This is a genomic window from Micromonospora sp. A3M-1-15 (assembly GCF_024213425.1).
Classification (GTDB): domain Bacteria; phylum Actinomycetota; class Actinomycetes; order Mycobacteriales; family Micromonosporaceae; genus Micromonospora; species Micromonospora chersina.
In genome coordinates, this window is the sequence record NZ_JANAVK010000007.1 from 324,757 (window position 1) to 341,079 (window position 16,323).

Annotated in this window: 8 protein-coding genes and 1 pseudogene; 3 read left to right on the forward strand and 6 right to left on the reverse strand. The window is 71.3% G+C overall.

The annotated features are described in order from the left end of the window. Window positions 1-57 precede the first annotated feature (57 nt). Both NLX85_RS30190 and NLX85_RS30195 read left to right on the forward strand, forming a co-directional pair. On the forward strand, window positions 58-3,363 hold the full coding sequence (locus NLX85_RS30190) for an SseB family protein (protein WP_254340873.1): 3,306 nt from the start codon (window positions 58-60) through the stop codon (window positions 3,361-3,363). Continuing rightward, entirely contained in the window at window positions 3,360-3,725 is a 366-nt protein-coding gene (locus tag NLX85_RS30195; protein WP_254340874.1) for a hypothetical protein, read from the forward strand. Before NLX85_RS30190 ends, NLX85_RS30195 begins: the two co-directional genes overlap by 4 nt. 1 nt (window position 3,726) lies before the next feature. Here the strand turns inward: NLX85_RS30195 and NLX85_RS30200 are convergent, their stop codons facing one another. The 5 genes from NLX85_RS30200 to acs form a co-directional block, all read right to left on the reverse strand. After that, the gene (locus NLX85_RS30200; RefSeq protein WP_254340876.1) at window positions 3,727-4,659 is read right to left on the reverse strand and encodes an alpha/beta fold hydrolase; all 933 of its coding nucleotides are present in this window, start codon (window positions 4,657-4,659) and stop codon (window positions 3,727-3,729) included. Between the two features lie 169 nt (window positions 4,660-4,828). After that, window positions 4,829-7,261: an immune inhibitor A domain-containing protein gene (locus tag NLX85_RS30205; RefSeq protein WP_254340933.1), complete on the reverse strand. Its 2,433-nt coding sequence runs from the start codon at window positions 7,259-7,261 to the stop codon at window positions 4,829-4,831. 285 nt (window positions 7,262-7,546) lie between these two features. After that, window positions 7,547-9,847: an immune inhibitor A domain-containing protein gene (locus NLX85_RS30210; RefSeq protein WP_254340878.1), complete on the reverse strand. Its 2,301-nt coding sequence runs from the start codon at window positions 9,845-9,847 to the stop codon at window positions 7,547-7,549. Between the two features lie 376 nt (window positions 9,848-10,223). Further along, window positions 10,224-13,016 carry an immune inhibitor A domain-containing protein gene (locus NLX85_RS30215; RefSeq protein WP_254340880.1) on the reverse strand — a complete coding sequence of 931 codons (2,793 nt, stop codon included), beginning with the start codon at window positions 13,014-13,016 and terminating at the stop codon, window positions 10,224-10,226. 242 nt (window positions 13,017-13,258) lie between these two features. Further along, window positions 13,259-15,247, reverse strand: coding sequence for an acetate--CoA ligase (gene acs, locus NLX85_RS30220; RefSeq protein WP_254340882.1), 1,989 nt, complete (start codon window positions 15,245-15,247; stop codon window positions 13,259-13,261). A 199-nt stretch (window positions 15,248-15,446) separates the two neighbouring features. Here acs and NLX85_RS30225 point away from each other — a divergent pair, with 199 nt between their 5' ends. Beyond that, window positions 15,447-16,193 (forward strand): oxidoreductase, encoded by a 747-nt coding sequence (locus NLX85_RS30225; RefSeq protein ID WP_254340883.1) that lies wholly within the window; start codon window positions 15,447-15,449, stop codon window positions 16,191-16,193. A gap of 24 nt (window positions 16,194-16,217) precedes the next feature. On the opposite strand, the pseudogene NLX85_RS33585 reads toward NLX85_RS30225, so the two are convergent. Continuing rightward, window positions 16,218-16,323: pseudogene (locus NLX85_RS33585) on the reverse strand (HAD-IB family hydrolase); the annotation flags it as partial.

Genomic DNA, 16,323 nt, shown 5'->3' on the forward strand with positions numbered 1-16,323 from the left:
AGCACCTTGTAGGTTGTAGGCGATGCCTGTGGCCTGTTCGCGGAAGGAGAGGTGGCCGTGACCGGATGGGAACCGGCCACCGAGGCCGAGGTGGCGATGCGGGATGCGCTCCGCGCGCAGGACCAGCAGCTCTACTTCCGCATCCTGACCCGTGTCGATCTGCTGCTGCCGGTCGCCGCGGAGAAGCCCGCCGGGCGCGGGCCGATGGGCTGGGGCACCCGGACCACCGGGGGCCGGACGCACGTGCTGGCCTTCACCTCCGCCGCCGCGCTGCGCGCCTGCCTGGGAGAGAACGCCGGCGCCACCCGCCGGGTCCCGTACGCCGACCTGGCCGCGGACTGGCCCAACCACGAGTGGTGGCTGGCGGTCGATCCGGGGCTGCCGATCGAGGGCTACCTGCCGGCCTGGTTCGTCGCGCAGCTCGCCCGGGGCGACGTCCGGCTGCCGGGCCGGACCATGGGCGCCCGCGCTCGCCTGGAGCGGGTGGAGAGCGCCGCCCGGGCCGCCCGGGGTGGCCCGTCCGCGCCCGGCCGGGACGTCCCCCCGCAGCCGGTGTCCCCGGCGGCGGCCGGAGGGCGGATCCCGCCCGCCCGGAGTGGACCCGAGCCGGCCGGCGAACCGTCGACCGTCCCGATCCCCACCGTTCCCGCCCCGAGCACCCGGCCCACCGTCCCCGCCGCGGCCGATCCGCCCGTCCCACCACCGTCCCGCCGCCCCGACCCGGCGAACGGCCGTCCGGCCCGCCCGCTCGGCCGCCGTTCGTTGGACGACGCGCGGCCGACCGGCCCCGCCGGCAACGAGCCGGGCGCGGACAATCTCGACGGCTGGCTCACCGACCTGCGTCGACGTCCCGACGAGCCGGATCCGTTCGCCGACACCGGCCGCCCCGGCCCGGCCAACGGCCGGTCGGTGGAGCCCGCGCCGCCACCCGCCCGGTCCTTCTTCGAGCCCACCTCCGGCCGTTCGCCCCGGCGGCCCTCGCCGCTGGACCCGCCGCACCGCGGTGGGGACCGGGCGACGCCGCCCTCCCGGTTCGCCGGCGGCGGCCAGCCGTTCCCGCGCCGGCGGCCGCTGAACGAGCCGGTTCCGGAGGACCCGACGCAGGCCTTCCGGGTGGACTCGGCCGAACCGACCCCGGCGAGCCGGCCCGCGGCGCCGGAACGGCCGTTCCGCCCCGCCGCCCCGGCCGGGGAGACCACCCAGGCCCTGCCCCGGCGGCGCCCCGGCACGGGCGACGACCCGGGACCGGACGAACCGACCCAGCCGATTCCCGGCCCGGTCGACCTCGCCGAGGCCGAGGAGCTTCCGCCGTCGATCGCCGAGCCGGTGTCCGGCCCGCCCGCGTCGCGTCGGGGCTTCACCCCGATCGTCATCGAGGGCACCGTCATCGAGTCCCGCGAGGTGGCCGAGCCGGCTCCGCGTCCCGCCGCCGTTCCGCCGCCCGAGCCGTACGCGGTGCCCACGGTGCCCGCCGCCGCCTCCGCGATGGCGTCGGCCACGGCGCCGGCCACGTCCCCGAGCGACGGCGGCACGGCGGCGCCCTGGGCCGGTCCCACCGACCCCACCGTGCCGCTGCTGGTGGACCCACCCCCGTCGCCGACCGTCGATCGTGCCGCCGCCGGGTCCTCCGACTTCCGGGCGGGGCGGGCCGCTTTCCCCGGGGAGACGCGCGTCGACCCGCCGGCCGTGCCGACCGTGCCGCTGTCCAGCCCGTCCGCGCCGCACGGGTCGAAACCGGCTCCTCCGTCGCTGTTCACCCCTGCCGGCTCGGCGGACCAGCCGACCGCGCCGCTGGCCGAGCCGCCCGCCGGCCCGGCGGTGTCCCCGGTCGACCCGGGTGCGGCGGCGGACGAGGCGACGACCTCGCTGTTCGCGCCCATCTCCCCGGCGCCCGAGCCGACCACGTCGCTGTTCGGGTCGACCGAGCCCACCGCGCCGCTGTTCGACCGGAGTGCCCCGGCGGACGAGACGACCACGCTGTTCGCGCCGGCCCCCTCGGCGGCCGAGCCGACCGAGCCGCTGTTCGACCGGAGTGCCCCGGCGGACGAGACGACAACGCTGTTCGCGCCGGCCCCCTCGGCGGCCGAGCCGACCGAGCCGCTGTTCGAGCCGCCCGCGCCGCCGGACGTGCCGCTGTTCGAGCCGCCCGCGCCGCCGGACGTGCCGCTGTTCACGCCGGCCGCCGCCGCGGACGAGCCGACCACGTCCGTGTTCACGCCGACCGACGCCGCGGACGAACCGACCACGTCCGTGTTCGCGCCGGCCGTCGCCGCGAACGAGCCGACGACATCGGTGTTCGCGCCCGCCGCCGCGGCCGGGCCCGTGCCGCCGGGGAAGCCGACGGCCGAAGCCCTCGCAGCCGATTCCCCGCTGGGCGGTGCCAGGAAGGCCGACTTCGTGCCGGCGAACGAGGTGGAGGAGGAGCTGCTGAGCGCGGCCGGCAGCGGCAGCACCGACAGCTTCCTCACCACCCTGCTGCTGGCCCGGGTGCTGCTTCCGGTCGCCGCCGATTCGGTGGTGGGCAGCCGGCCGGGCGACCCCGGCTTCGTCTGGTGCACCGAGCAGATCGACGGCGGCACGTACGTGGTGGTCTACACCTCGCCCGAGCGGCTGGCGGACCGGGCCGGCGGGGCGACCGAGACGGTACGGGTCAAGTTCGTCCAGCTCATCCGCCGCTGGCCGGACGTGAGCTGGTCTTTCGCCGTGAACCCGGGCACCCCGGTCGGGGCGACGTACCCGGGGGAGCAGGTTCTCGCGCTGGCCAACTGGGCCGCCGAGGTGGGGCTGGGTGACGACCCGGAGACCGAGCCGGAGCCCCCCGCCACCGCACCGGCACCGGCGGCCGAGCCCCGGCCCGCCCCGCCGGCGGCGGACCCGACCCGCCCCGTGATCATGCAGAAGGCGATCGCGCCGAGCCAGCTCGCCTACTACCTGGAGCGCGGCTACGACCGGGTATCCGGCTTCGTGCACCGGGCCGGCGAGCTGGCCCACCTCGGCACCCCGGCCGAGCTGTACGACGCGCTCGGCCTCGGCCACCCCGGCTCGCCGTTCTCCCGTGACGCCGAGGAGATCTACGTGTTGCGCTGGCCGGCCTACCGGCCGAGCCTCTACCGGATCCCCTACGGCGGGCAGAACGAGGGCGCGATGCGGGCGATGGAGGGCTGGGTGATCGAGCGGCCCCCGTTCCGCGGCAACGGTTTCGCCCCGGGGGAGAGCAGCGACGTGGTCGCCGAGTTCAAGGTGGACAGCGCCCGGCTGCCGCACGGCGCCGAGCTGTGGCGGATCGGCGCGGACCGCAGCGAGCGGGTGGTCGCGGTGCTGGACACCGACGCGCTGCTCTGGGTCAAGGCGGATGACGCGTGACCCGCGACGGCTACGTGGCCCGCTGGCGGGGCCGGGAGTACCAGGCCAGCCCGGACGGCGGCGACGTCCGCCTGTACCAGCCGGAGCCGGGCGAGGGCTTCACCGAGGTACGCCCCGGCCGGCACGTCCGGGTGGTGCCGGTCGCCGAGATCGAGGACCTGGCGTACGTGCGGACCACCTGCACCTGGCAGGGTCAGCCGTTCATCGTGCTGGCCGAGCACGACGGGTGGCTGCGCGTGGAGTACACCGGCGGCCGCTGGCCGGTGGCCCAGAAGATGGGGCTGGAGGCGTTCGACTTCGGCGTCTACCAGGGCTGGGCGCCCGCGAACGAGGTGACCGACCTGCGCGAGCAGCGGGTTTGAGTCAGGATTTCGTCCAGCGCAGGATCTCGCCGAGCACCAGGTCCCGGGCCTCCACGTGCGGGAAGTGGCCCACTCCGTCGAGCAGCCGCCACTCGTAGGGGGCGGTGACGTAGCGGCCGGAGCCCTGGGCGGTGCGGGGCAGTGAGGCGCGGTCGAGCGCGCCGTGCAGCTGGAGGGTGGGTGTGGTCAGCGGCTTCTGCATCAGCCGGACGAACCGGTAGCCGTGCAGTCGCAGCACCGACCGGAACGCCCAGCGGTAGCCCTCCATGGCGCAGAACGCCGCCTGCGGGATCTGCATGGCCACCCGGCAGCACCGGGCGTACGCGTCGAAGTCGGGGCCGTTCACCCAGTGCGGCCCGCCCCACCGGCGCAGCATCGCCTCCACCTCGGCGGCGTCGTCGCGGGTCAGCACGTGCTCGTAGCGGGGGAGCTGGAACTTCAGCGCGGGCGTGGACGCGGTGAACTGGCCGCGCGGGTCGGCGAAGATGGCGGCCCGGAGGCGGAGCGGGTGCGGCGCGCCGAGCACCACGAGTCGCCGTACCAGGGTGGGGTGGAACGAGGCGGCCGTCCAGGCGATGAGCCCGCCGGCGCCGCTGCCGACCAGGGTGGCCGACCGTTCGCCGAGGGCCCGGATCAGCCCGGCCACGTCGGCGGCGAGGGTGTAGCCGTCGTACCCCCGGGGTGGCTTGTCGCTCGCGCCGTAGCCCCGCAGGTCGACCGCGACGGCGCGGAAGCCGGCGTCGGCGACCGCCGGCAGCATCTCGTGCCAGGCGTACCAGTACTCGGGGAAGCCGTGCAGGAAGAGCACCATGGGGCCGGTGCCGGCCTCGACGACGTGGAAGCGGCTGCCGTTGGCGCCGACGAACCGGTGCGTCCACGGCCCCTCGGGGAGGACACAGGACTCGTCGACGGGTCCGCCGCGCTGGTCGGTCATGGGGCACAGCCTAGGGCGGGCGCCGCGTGGGCGGCCCCGCAGGTCACGAGGATCAGGGGATTCTCCGGGGCGGCGCCGGCCGCGCCGCGGCCGGGGCGGCCGCCGGAAAGGGCGATGCCCGGGCAGGTGACCTGCCCGGGCATCGCGGGGTGTAGCGGTGATCAGCGGCTCAGGAGAAGCGGACCTTCATCGAGGTGCCGTCCTGCTGGAGAACCTTGATCTTGACGCCGGCGGCCGGGAGCTTGACGCCGTGGTTCGGCAGCTCCGGGTACCAGTACTGCTTGGTGTCGTCGAACAGCGGCTGCGCGGCCTGGCCACGGATGTACTGCGGCTGGCTGTTGATGTGCAGCGTGAACGAGTCCGCCTTCTTCAGGCTGAACGGCGCGTCGTAGACCTGGACGCGGGCCCGCCACGGGGCGCCGGTCAGGTTGTAGATCGGCCGCGGGTGCGCGTCGATGTAGAGGTTACGACCCTCACCCGGGTGCTCGAACGTGTCGTTGTCCGCGTACCGGAGGTTCCAGTACGAGATCAGCAGACCCGTCTGGTACGCGTAGTGGTCCACCCAGTCCGGACGGGTGTTCGCGTAGCCGAAGAAGTACGGGCCGGTCTTCAGGTACTTGTCGTACGAGACGTACGACCGGTTGCCGGCGATGTAGTAGTTGTCGAAGAGGCGGGTGTAGGTCGCCTCGGCGATGGTCCAGCCCTTGAGCGCCCAGTCCCCGGCACCGGCCTCGGCGCCGTCGCTGAGCAGGGTCTGGCCGTCGGCGGTCACCGTGATGGCGTCACCGAAGAAGCCGCCCGAGGCCACGCCACCGTCGGTGACGTAGTGGAAGCGGAACTGCACGATCTTGCCGGCCGCCGCGTCCATCGGGATGTTGATGTCCACCCACTTGCCCGCGCTGCTGCCGGTCAGACCCGGCGTCGGGTCGGTGTTGGACACCGGCGGGATCGGCTTGCCGTTGACCGTGCCCGGCAGAGCGGCCCAGGTCTTGCCGCCGTCCAGCGACGCCTCGAAGAAGAGGTAGTCGTAGCCGGTCTCGATGTTGAAGCGCCCCTTCATGGACAGCGCCGCCGAGGTCTTCCCGGTGAAGTCGAGCGTCCTGGTCATGGTGTTGTCCAGGTCGTCGTCGTTACCGGAGAAGTACTGCTTGGTGCCCTCGAACGGAGCGCCGTACTGGAAGGTGTACTCCCGCTGCGGCAGCACCACGACCGCGGCCTGCGCCTTCTTGGAGTTGTACTCCTCCGGGCCCAGGTTCAGGTCCCGCTTCTGCCCGGCCTTGACCACCTCGTAGTCGAGCCAGCCGAGCTGGAGCTTGTTCCAGGCGCCGAGGTCGCCACCGCGCTCGCCGATGCCCTGGTCGTTCTTGCCGCCGAGCCGGCTCTGGGCCATCAGGGTCCAGTGCTCGTTGTTGTTGTCGCCGCCGTTGATGTTGTTGTAGTCGTCCGGCAGGCCGAGGTCGTGGCCGTACTCGTGGTAGAAGACGCTGCGGCCACCGTTCTCCGGCTGGATCGTGTAGTCGCGGATCCAGACGCCGGTGTCGCCGATCTGGGTGCCGCCGATCGGGAAGTTCGGCGGACCGACGCGGGACGTGTTGTACGCCGACCACCGGTGGCTCCAGATGGCGTCCTCACCCTGGTGCGGGTCACCGTCGGCCTGGTCGCCGCCGGAGTGGACGATCTGGAAGTGGTCGATGTAGCCGTCCGGCTCGTTGAAGTTGCCGTCGCCGTCGTAGTCGAACCGGTCCCACTGGTCGAACGACTGCATGTCGGCCTTGATCTGGGCATCGGTGCGGCCCTTGGCCTTCTGGTCGGCGACCCACTGGTTGGCGGCGTCGCGGATCAGATCCCAGGTGTTCGGGCAGACGTTGTCCGCGCAGACCGCCGGGTCGTTGGCCGGGTCGTCCGAGTCGTCGGCGATCGGGTCGTCCGAGCGGCCGTACCGGGCGGCGTTGTACTTGACCTTCACCCAGTCGGTGACCTCGCCGTCCACCGTGTAACGGCCGGACGACTGGGCCTCGTAGTACTGCTTGAGCGACTCGTCGCCCGGCTTGGTGCCGAAGTACAGCTGCCGGAAGTAGTCGGCGCTGTAGTCGGCCTGCCAGACGGTGGAGTTGTCCACGGCTCGGTTGGGCTGCGGAATCTCGTTGTGCCGCGGACCGTCGAACCGGGTCGGACCTGCGATGTCCGGGTTCGTGTCCTTGTCCGGGTAGGCCGGGTCGCGCTCGTCGCCGAACTCGGCGAGGATCACGAAGATCTTGTCGGTCCGTTCCCGGGCCAGCTCGACGTACTGGTCCTTCTTGCCCGCCTTGTTGCTGGCGGTCCGGGCGCCGGCCGCCGCCGCCGCGCCGCCGGCGGTCTCGCCGACCTTGACGACGGTGCTGCCGTTGATCTTCTGGGCCTTGGCCCGGCCGGACAGAACCTCGCTGAGGCCCTCCTGGCGGAGTGCCCGCCGCTTGTCCTCGAGCTTGTCCGGCAGATCGTGAGGGGCCTGCGGCTCGGCCGCCGCCGGAGCGGCAGCCGGCAGCTTCGGGGTCGGCGCCGCGCTGGCGGCCGTGCCCGCCACCAGTCCCGTCGCCGTCAGCGAAAGCCCGAGCAGACCCACTGCGACTTTGCGCACGTGGTACCTCCGGTGTGAGGGAACCGGCCCTACGGGGGTACGGGCCGGTGGACGGTCCCACTTGTGGGACCACTGGTGAAGATAGACATTCCCGTGACGCGTGGGAAGACAGGCGCGTCGATTTGTAGCAAGTTTTTGTTGGGAACGCTCCTCGCCGTCACATCGGGATCGGTCGATCGGCTGGGTTGAGCTGGGGCGAAAGGTTTCGGGGTACGCGAAAGGGGCCGCCGGCGTCTCCGCCGACGGCCCCTGCCGTGTGGTGCTACCCGATCAGTTGGTGACCTTGACGACCATGTCGCTGGTCGGGGTGGTGCCCTGCTTCAGGATCTCGATGGTGGTGCCGGTGCCGGCCACCTTCACCGAGTTCCACGGGTTGCCCGAGGTGTAGTACTTGCCGACGCCCTTGTCGCTGAAGATCGGCTGCGGGTCGAGCGCCGGAACGGTGACCGCCACGTCGTTCTTGTGGAAGGTCTGCGCCGGCTTGGCGTACAGGCTGAACGTGGCGTCGTAGCCGTTGCGCCGGTTGGTGATGACGCCCTGCCCGCCAACGTTGATCTTGTCGGGACGGACGTCCACCGGCAGGTTCAGGCCGTAGCCCGGGTGCTGCGACGTGTTGTTGTCGCCGTACGCGTAGTTCACGTACCAGACCAGCATGCCCTGGTGGTTGGAGAGGTGCTCCACCCAGTTCGGGCGGCTGGCGAACCCGTAGTTGTACGGGCCGGTCCGCAGCGTGTCGTCGTAACCGAACCAGGTCCGGTTCTCGGCGATGTAGAAGCGCGGGTAGGTGTCGGTCACCGAACCGGTGATCCGGGTCCAACCCTTGGCGGTCCACTCCGCGGCGAGGGTCTCCGCGTCGTCGGTCCACGCGACCGAGCCGTTCTTGGTCAGCGAGACGTTGTCCAGGAACGGACCGGCGAAGTGCACGCCACCGTCGGTCGCGTAGCGGTAGCGGAACAGCACGGTCTGACCGGCGAACGCCGACAGGTCGTAGGTCGAGTCGACCCACGCGCCGTTGCTGGAACCGTCGATGCCGCTGTCACCGGAGTCGACCAGGTTGTTCTTCAGGTCGGTCCAGGTGGCGCCGCCGTTGGTGGACACCTCGGCGTAGAGGTAGTCGTAGTCCTCTTCGATGTCGTACTGCAGCTTGGAGGTGATCGACGCGGAGGTCGCGCCGGTCAGGTCCAGGGTGCGGGTCAGCGAGGCGTTCAGGTCGTCCGCGCTGCCACCCCACCACTCGTACGAACCGCCGAACGGCGTGTTGTAGTTCGTGGTCTGCGTCTGCGCGGGCAGGTTGACGACGACCGCCTGGGCCTTCGGCCCGTCGCTGTCGCCGGCCGGGCCCAGGGTCACCTGGGTGCTGCCCTTGCCGTAGTCGACCGTGGTGTGGTTCAGCCAGCCCAGGTAGAGCTTCGACCACGGGTCCATGTAGCCCGGGGTCGAGCCGATGTCGTCGGTGCCGTGGCCGAGCCACGAACCGGAGGACATCAGGCTCCAGAAGCCGACGCCGTTGTCGCCGCCCGCGGTGTCGTACAGGTCCGGCAGACCGAGGTCGTGACCGTACTCGTGGGCGAAGACGCCGAGGCCGCCGTTCTCCGGCTCCGTGGTGTAGTCACGGATCCACATCCCGGTGTCGCCGATCTGCACACCGCCCGCGAGGTTGCCGGCCGGGCCGGCCTTGCCCTCGAGGTTGGTGAACGCCGCCCAGCGGTGCGACCAGATGGCGTCCTCGCCCTGGGCGCCGCCGCCGGCCTCCTCGCCCTCACCGGCGTGCACCGCCTGGAAGTGGTCGAGGTAGCCGTCGGGCTCGTTGAAGTTGCCGTCGCCGTCGAAGTCGTACCGGTCCCAGATGTCGAACTGGGCCAGGTAGTCCTTGATCTGCTGCGGCGTCTTGCCGGCCTTGACCTGGGCCTCGTACCAGGACGTGGAGCTGTCCTTGATGAAGTTCCAGTAGCCGTCGGCCTCGGAGATGGCGTTGCTGCCGTACCGGGCCTCGTTGTAGGGAACGGTGACCCAGTCGCTCACGTCGCCGTTGACGGTGTACCGGCCGCCGGACTGCTTGAGGTAGAAGTCCCGGAACGACTCGCCCTCACCGTAGAACATGTCCATGTAGTGGGCCCGGTCGAAGTTGGACCGCCACAGGGTGCTGTTGTCGTCGGTGGAGCTGCCGTCCCAGTTGCGGTCCGGCTCGGGGATCTGGTTGACCACCGGACCGGCAGCTCCACCGGTGCGGGGGTCGGTCTTGTCGCCGAAGTTGACCAGCATGGTGAAGATCGGGTCGGTCTTCGGGGCCTGCTGGTACTCGACGAACAGGTCGTCCTTGACCTGGATGACCTTCGAGCCGTTGCGCGTCTGGAGCTTGGCCTTGCCCTGCAGCAGGTCGGCGATCGCCTGCTTCTTGACCTCCCGCTGCTGATCCGCCTTCGGATCCGCCAGGTTGTCCTTGTGCTTGGCCTTCTCGACGCCGGGGGTGGGCTCCGCCGCCGGAGCGGCGGACGCCGGCGTCGTGACGACACCGGCTGCCAGCAGCGCGGCCGCGGCCGAGGCCAGGCCCGCTGTGACTCGTCTCCTCAAAGGTCCTCCTCCTTTGTGGAACTGTTACATGACGGAGACGGCGAAAGCCATCACTGTCATGTCATGCGTCACTCACAATGACAGGTGTTTGCATCGTTGTCACCGGTCAATCACCTGATGTGCGGGCCCAGATTCCCGGACAATTCCGGGCGAAAGCGCTCAGCGGTGCGACGCCGACTCACATTACGTTTTGGTCACGATCACGTTGAGTAATGGCGATTATGAGGTCCCCAAAGGGGAGCGCAGGAGCCCGCGAAAATGTCACACGGTCCTGGAGAAAAATTGCCGGCGCGTAAGACGGACGGGGCCCGTCCGGAGCAGTGTGCTCCAGACGGGCCCCGTCGTGTGGTTCCGACGCGCCCCTCGGCGTGTCAGGTCACGGGGTTGCCGGGGTCACGTACACCGTGGCGTACGAGTTGTCCGCGGCCGCCCGCTTGATGGTGATCGAGACGCCGTACGCGACGCCCGCGTCACCGGGGTTGCCGGTGCCGAGCACGATCGCCCCGCCGCCCAGGGTGGCCCCGTAGTACGCCGTGGCCGGCGTGCCGTCGGGGTTGGTCACCCGGGTGGTGTACTTCGCGTTGCCCCGCGACGGGACGACGACCGAGGCGTCGTTGTCCCGGGCGTACGCGGAGCCGTTGCGGATCTCGATGCCCGGGTACCAGCCCTTGGTGTCGCTGAACGCGGACACCGGGGCCTGGGCGCCGAAGTTGGTGCAGTACTCGCTGTACGGCTCGTTCGCCGCCTCCAGGCACTCCTTGAAGGGGTACGTCGGGTTCAGCGAGAAGGCCGCGTTGGACGACTGCGGGCGGCTGGGCAAGTTGTCCAGCACCGACGTGTCCTTGACGGCCGCCTCGCCCTGCCGGCGCAGCGGGTCGTTGTGCGAGTCGACGATCAGCAGACCGCCCTTGGCCCCGTAGCTGGGCAGCGCGGTCATCTGCGCGGTGACGTGGTTGACGTCGCCGAGCTCGGTGTCCCGGTACCAGACCAGCATGCCCGGCGCGTTGTAGGAGACCCGGTCGACCTTCCACGCCTCGTGCGAGTAGACCGTGTCGTAGGTGTACTTCAGGCCCTTGTCGAAGCCGTCGAAGTTGCGCCACTCGGCCAGGTAGTAGTGCGACTTGACCTGGGTGCCCGAGTCGACGTGCCAGCCGGCGCCGGTGGTGTCGGTGAAGGTGCCGCCGGTCTGGGTCCAGCCGTTGGCGCCGCCCTCGACGTCGTCGCTCCAGGTGGTGGCGCCGCCGCCGGTGACCGAGAAGTCGTCGGCGAACCAGCCGCGCTCCACGAACGCCTCGTCGGTGGCGTACCGCAGCCGGACCTGGATGGTCTGCCCGGCGAACGCCGACAGGTCGACGTAGTCGTGCCGCCAGCCGCCGGTGCTGCCGGTCAGGCCGTACTTCTTGTTGCCGAAGTCGACCATCCGGCCGTTCGGGTCGGCGTACCCGTCGTTGGTGGTGACGAGCTTGCCGGTGGCGTCGTAGACCTTCTGCTCGGACCAGGTGGCGCCACCGTTGGTGGAGACCTCCAGGAAGCCGTAGTCCCAGTCCGCCTCGATGACGTAGTTGTTCCACATCCAGAACTTCGCGTCCGCGGCGTTCGGGACGGTCACCGTGCGGCTCAGCTTGACGTCCGCCCAGTCCTGGTCGGCCCCGGAGTACCACATGTTGGCGCCGCTGTGCGGCTGCGCCAGCGTGATCACCTTGTCCGGCAGGTTGATCTTGATGCCGTCCTTGGTGCCGACCGGGGTGTTCGAGGTCTGCCCCAGCTGCACCGAGCGCGGGTCGTCACCCGGGTTCAGGGTCAGCGGGTCGGCCCAGCCGAGCACCCACTTGTCCCAGAGGCCCATGTGGGTCGGCATCGCCTGGAAGATCTCGCCGCTGTGCGAACCCGAAGCCATCAGGTCCCAGAAGTCGACGTCCGAGTCGGCGTTGCCGGAGGTGTCGTAGAGGTCCGGCAGGCCCAGGTCGTGACCGAACTCGTGGGCGAACACACCGACGCCGGCGTCCTCCGGCTGCACGATGTAGTTGGCCACCTTCTTGTTGGTGCCCGGGATGGTGTAGCCGCCGGCCACCGTCGAGGAGTGCGCCCAGACCGAGTAGACGCCCACGTCGCCGCCGCCGCGCGACTTGCCCTGGTTGGCGTGCACCAGCACCAGGTGGTCGATCACGCCGTCGGGCTCGTTGACGTTGCCGTCGCCGTCGGCGTCGCCCTGGTCCTCGATGTCGTAGTCGGCCCACGGGAAGTTCGGGTCCATCTTGGCCAGCGCGTCCACCGCGTCGGTGGCCAGCCGGCCGGCGCCCTGCGGGTTGTCCGGGTGGCCGTTCATCGACTGCTCACGACCGGCGACCCAGTTGCCGTTCTCGTCCTTGAAGCAGCGGGAGGCCGCGTACCAGCCCTCCGAGTGCGGCACGGTGATCCACGGGCTTGCCTGCCCGTCGACCGTGTACGCACCCTTGGACATCTCCAGGTACATGTTGTGCATGGTGCGCCCGGAGATGTCGACGCCCGGCTTGCCGTCCGGCCCGGTCAGGTCCGTGCGGACCCGGTCGGTGATGCCCTCCTTGGTGTAGAGCATCTTGTCGTAGTGCGCCGGGGAGAAGTCCGGCACCCACATCGAGTTGTTGTCCTTGTGCGGCAGAGTGGCCGGGTCGGCGATCTGGTTGTGCTTCGGGCCGTTCTGCACGGTGCCGAGGACACAGCTCCGGTCCTCGAAGACCGTCTTCGGCACGTACACGTTGGTGAAGTCGTCGTTCGCCTGGTCGTTGAACTCCACCAGCAGGGTGAGCAGCTTGGCGGTCTGGGTGCCCTTGGCCTGCTTGATCTGGCGGGGGCTCTGCCCCGTCTTGATGGCCTTGGCCTCCAGCTTGGCCAGTTCCCGGGCGGCCTTCGGGTTGCCGCCGGCGAACTTGCGGTCGTAGGCCCGCGCCGCGTCGACCGGGCTGGAGTAGACCCCGTCCTTGCCCTTGACCTCCTTGCCCGCCGTGTCCGGCTGGACCTCCGGCTCGGCGTAGTTGATGTAGTAGTCGTCCGCCCCGATCGTGGCCCGGGCGCTGCCGGACGACTGAGCGGCCGCGCTGCCCGTCACGGTCAGCGACGTGGCGGCGAGGGCGATGGCGGGCAGCGCGACGAGTAGGCGTCGGCGTGACCCGGACCGTGGAAATGTGTGCATGCCACTCCGTTCGTAGGGCATGGGAGGGGGGAACCGGCCGGTCGCGGTCGTAGCGACCCCCGTCGAACCGGTCCGATGCGGCGAACCTAACCGAAGAGGCGCTCCATCGACAGGGGGCGACATAGCCTCTGGCCGATCAGCCTGCCGAACCTCCACCGAATTTCCGACAGCTGTCTCCACAGAACGACGGTGGGTGACGGCCCGTCCGGACCCGCCACCCACCGTCAGAGCTAGTTCTGCGCTCAGTCCTCGTCGGACTTGCCGCCGCCCATGCCCGAGGAGATCATGTCCATCACCGAGGAGTCCTGGAGCGTGGTGACGTCGCCGAGGGAGCGGTGCTCCGCGACGTCCCGCAGCAGCCGGCGCATGATCTTGCCGGAGCGGGTCTTCGGCAGCTCCGGCACCAGCATGATCTGCCGCGGCTTGGCGATCGGGCCGAGCGTCTTGGCCACGTGGTTGCGCAGGTCGGCGATGAGCTGCTCGCCGGCCGCACCGGAGATCTCCGTGCTGCCGCGCGGGATGGCGAAGGCGACGATCGCCTGGCCGGTGGTCGGGTCGGTCGCGCCGACCACCGCCGCCTCGGCCACCGACGGGTGGCTGACCAACGCCGACTCCACCTCGGTGGTGGAGATGTTGTGGCCGGACACCAGCATCACGTCGTCGACCCGGCCGAGCAGCCAGATGTGCCCGTCGTCGTCCTTCTTCGCCCCGTCGCCGGCGAAGTAGACCCAGTCGCCTCCCTGGTTGGCGCCGGCCCCGAAGCGCGACCAGTAGGTCTCGATGAAGCGGTTGTCGTCGCCCCAGATGGTGCGCAGCATCGACGGCCACGGCTCGCGGAGGACGAGGTAGCCGCCACCGCCGTTGGGCACCGACTGGCCCTGGTCGTCCACCACGTCGGCGACGATGCCGGGCAGCGCGGTCATCGCCGAGCCGGGCTTGGCCTCGGTGACGCCCGGCAGCGGAGAGATCATGATCGCGCCGGTCTCGGTCTGCCACCAGGTGTCGACGACGGGCAGCTCGCCCCGGCCGACGTACTGGCGGTACCAGATCCACGCCTCCGGGTTGATCGGCTCACCGACGCTGCCCAGCAGGCGCAGCGACGAGAGGTCGTAGCCGGCGGGGATGTCCTCGCCCCACTTCATCATGGTGCGGATCAGGGTCGGCGCGGTGTACAGGATGGTGACCTTGTACTTGTCGACGATCTCCCAGAACCGGCCCTTGTGCGGGGTGTCCGGAGTGCCCTCGTACATGACCTGGGTGGCGCCGTTGGAGAGCGGGCCGTAGACGATGTAGGAGTGCCCGGTGACCCAGCCGATGTCGGCGGTGCACCAGTAGACGTCGGTCTCCGGCTTGAGGTCGAAGACCGCGTGCGTGGTGTACGACGCCTGGGTGAGGTAGCCGCCGGTGGTGTGCAGGATGCCCTTGGGCCGGGCCGTGGTGCCGCTCGTGTAGAGGATGTAGAGCGGGTGCTCGGCGTCGAACGGCTGGGCGGTGTGCTCCGGCGAGGCGGTCTCCACCGTCTCGTGCCACCAGTGGTCCTTCGCCGACCAGGCGACCTCCTCGCCGGTGCGGCGGACGACCAGCACGTGCTCCACCGACGGGCAGTTGGCCACCGCCTCGTCGACGGTCGGCTTGAGCGCGGACGGCTTGCCGCGGCGGAAGCCGCCGTCCGCGGTGATCACCACCTTGGCGCTGGCGTCCTGGATCCGGTTGGTCAGCGCGTCGGCCGAGAAGCCGCCGAAGACCACGCTGTGCGTGGCGCCGATCCGGGCGCAGGCCAGCATCGCCACCGCGGCCTCGGGAATCATCGGCAGGTAGATCGCCACCCGGTCGCCGGCCGTGACGCCCAGCTCGGTCAGCGCGTTCGCCGCCTGGCAGGTGAGCTTGTGCAGGTCCGCGTAGGTGACGGTGCGGGTGTCGCCCGGCTCGCCCTCCCAGTGGATCGCCACCTTGTCGCCCCGGCCGGCCTCCACGTGCCGGTCCAGGCAGTTGTACGCCACGTTGAGCTGACCGCCGACGAACCACTTCGCGAAGGGCGCGGTCGACCAGTCGAGCACCTGGTCCCACTGGCGGGCCCAGTGCAGCCGCCCGGCCTGGCGCTCCCAGAAGGCGAGCCGGTCCTCGGCCGCCTCGCCGTACGCGTCCGCGGTCACGTTGGCGTTCGCGGCGAGCTCGGCCGGCGGCGGGAACTGGCGCGTCTCGTTCAGCAAGTTGGCCAATGCCTCGCTCATGCGGTGACTCCTTCATCGCGTGACCTGCGTCTCCTACCCGGGTGAGGTTAGTCCCGGCGCGCCCCCCGCCGCGACCGCCCGGTCACCCGTCACGCGCCCAGTGGCCCCCGGGGCGCGCCGAGCAGCAGAGGAGAGTGGTTCGCGTCGCTTCCCGGCGGCTGGCGCTCCGGCGGGGCACGGGGATCGCTAGCGTGGCGGGGTGACCACCGACCCGCTCGCCCCGCTGCTCGCGCTCGCCGACATCGCGCTCGCCGTCGAGCGGGCCCGCGACCGGGTCGACCAGGCCCACCGGCACCGCGCGCTGCGCCGCCAGGGCGGCCAGGTCGCCGCCGAGGTCAGCCTCCGCTCGGCCGTGGCCAGCGCCGCGCTGGAGGGCCGGGTGCATGACCGCGAGGAGGTACGCGCGGGGACGGTCACCGACCCGCTGCTCCAGGGCGCGCTGCGGGTGGCCGGGGCGCTGCCCGGGCTGAGCGACCTCTGGCCGAAGGCGCCGCGCCAGGCCCTCGCCCGGCTGCACGTGCTCGCGGCCCGCGACGTGGTCCCCGAGGCCGAGCTGGGCCGCCCGGTGGCCGACCCGGTGGTGGCGGCCCGCCTCGACGGGCTGGCCGCGCTGGTGGCCGGGGGCACGAAGGTGCCGCCGCTGGTGCTGGCCGCCGTGGTGCACGGCGAGCTGCTGAACCTGCGCCCGTTCGCCGGCCCGTCCGGGGTGGTGGCGCGGGCCGCCGCCCGACTGGTGCTGATCTCCACCGGGTTCGACCCGCGTGGGCTGGTCGCCGTCGACGTCGGCCACCGGGAGCGGGAGCCCGAGTACGTCGGCGCGGCCGGCGCCTTCGCCACCGGCACCCCCGACGGGCTGCGCTCCTGGCTGCGCCACTACATGGCCGCCGTGGAGGTCGGCGCCGAGCAGATCACGCTCATCGGCGACGAGGTCCTCGCCGCGTCCTGAGCTGCCGCGCTGCGCGGCGCGGCCTCAGACGGTGGGGGTGGTGGCGGCGCGGGTGCGGCGGTGCCGGCCGTACCAGGCGATGCCGATGGCCACGCCGACGCCCACGCCCAGGGCTGCCGCGGCGACCGGC

Bases quoted from the DNA above. Each gene is read 5' to 3' on its own strand.
- NLX85_RS30200 (WP_254340876.1), bottom strand. From the start codon at position 4,659: ATGACCGACCAGCGCGGCGGACCCGTCGACGAGTCCTGTGTCCTCCCC.
- NLX85_RS30215 (WP_254340880.1), bottom strand. From the start codon at position 13,016: ATGCACACATTTCCACGGTCCGGGTCACGCCGACGCCTACTCGTCGCG.
- acs (WP_254340882.1), bottom strand. From the start codon at position 15,247: ATGAGCGAGGCATTGGCCAACTTGCTGAACGAGACGCGCCAGTTCCCG.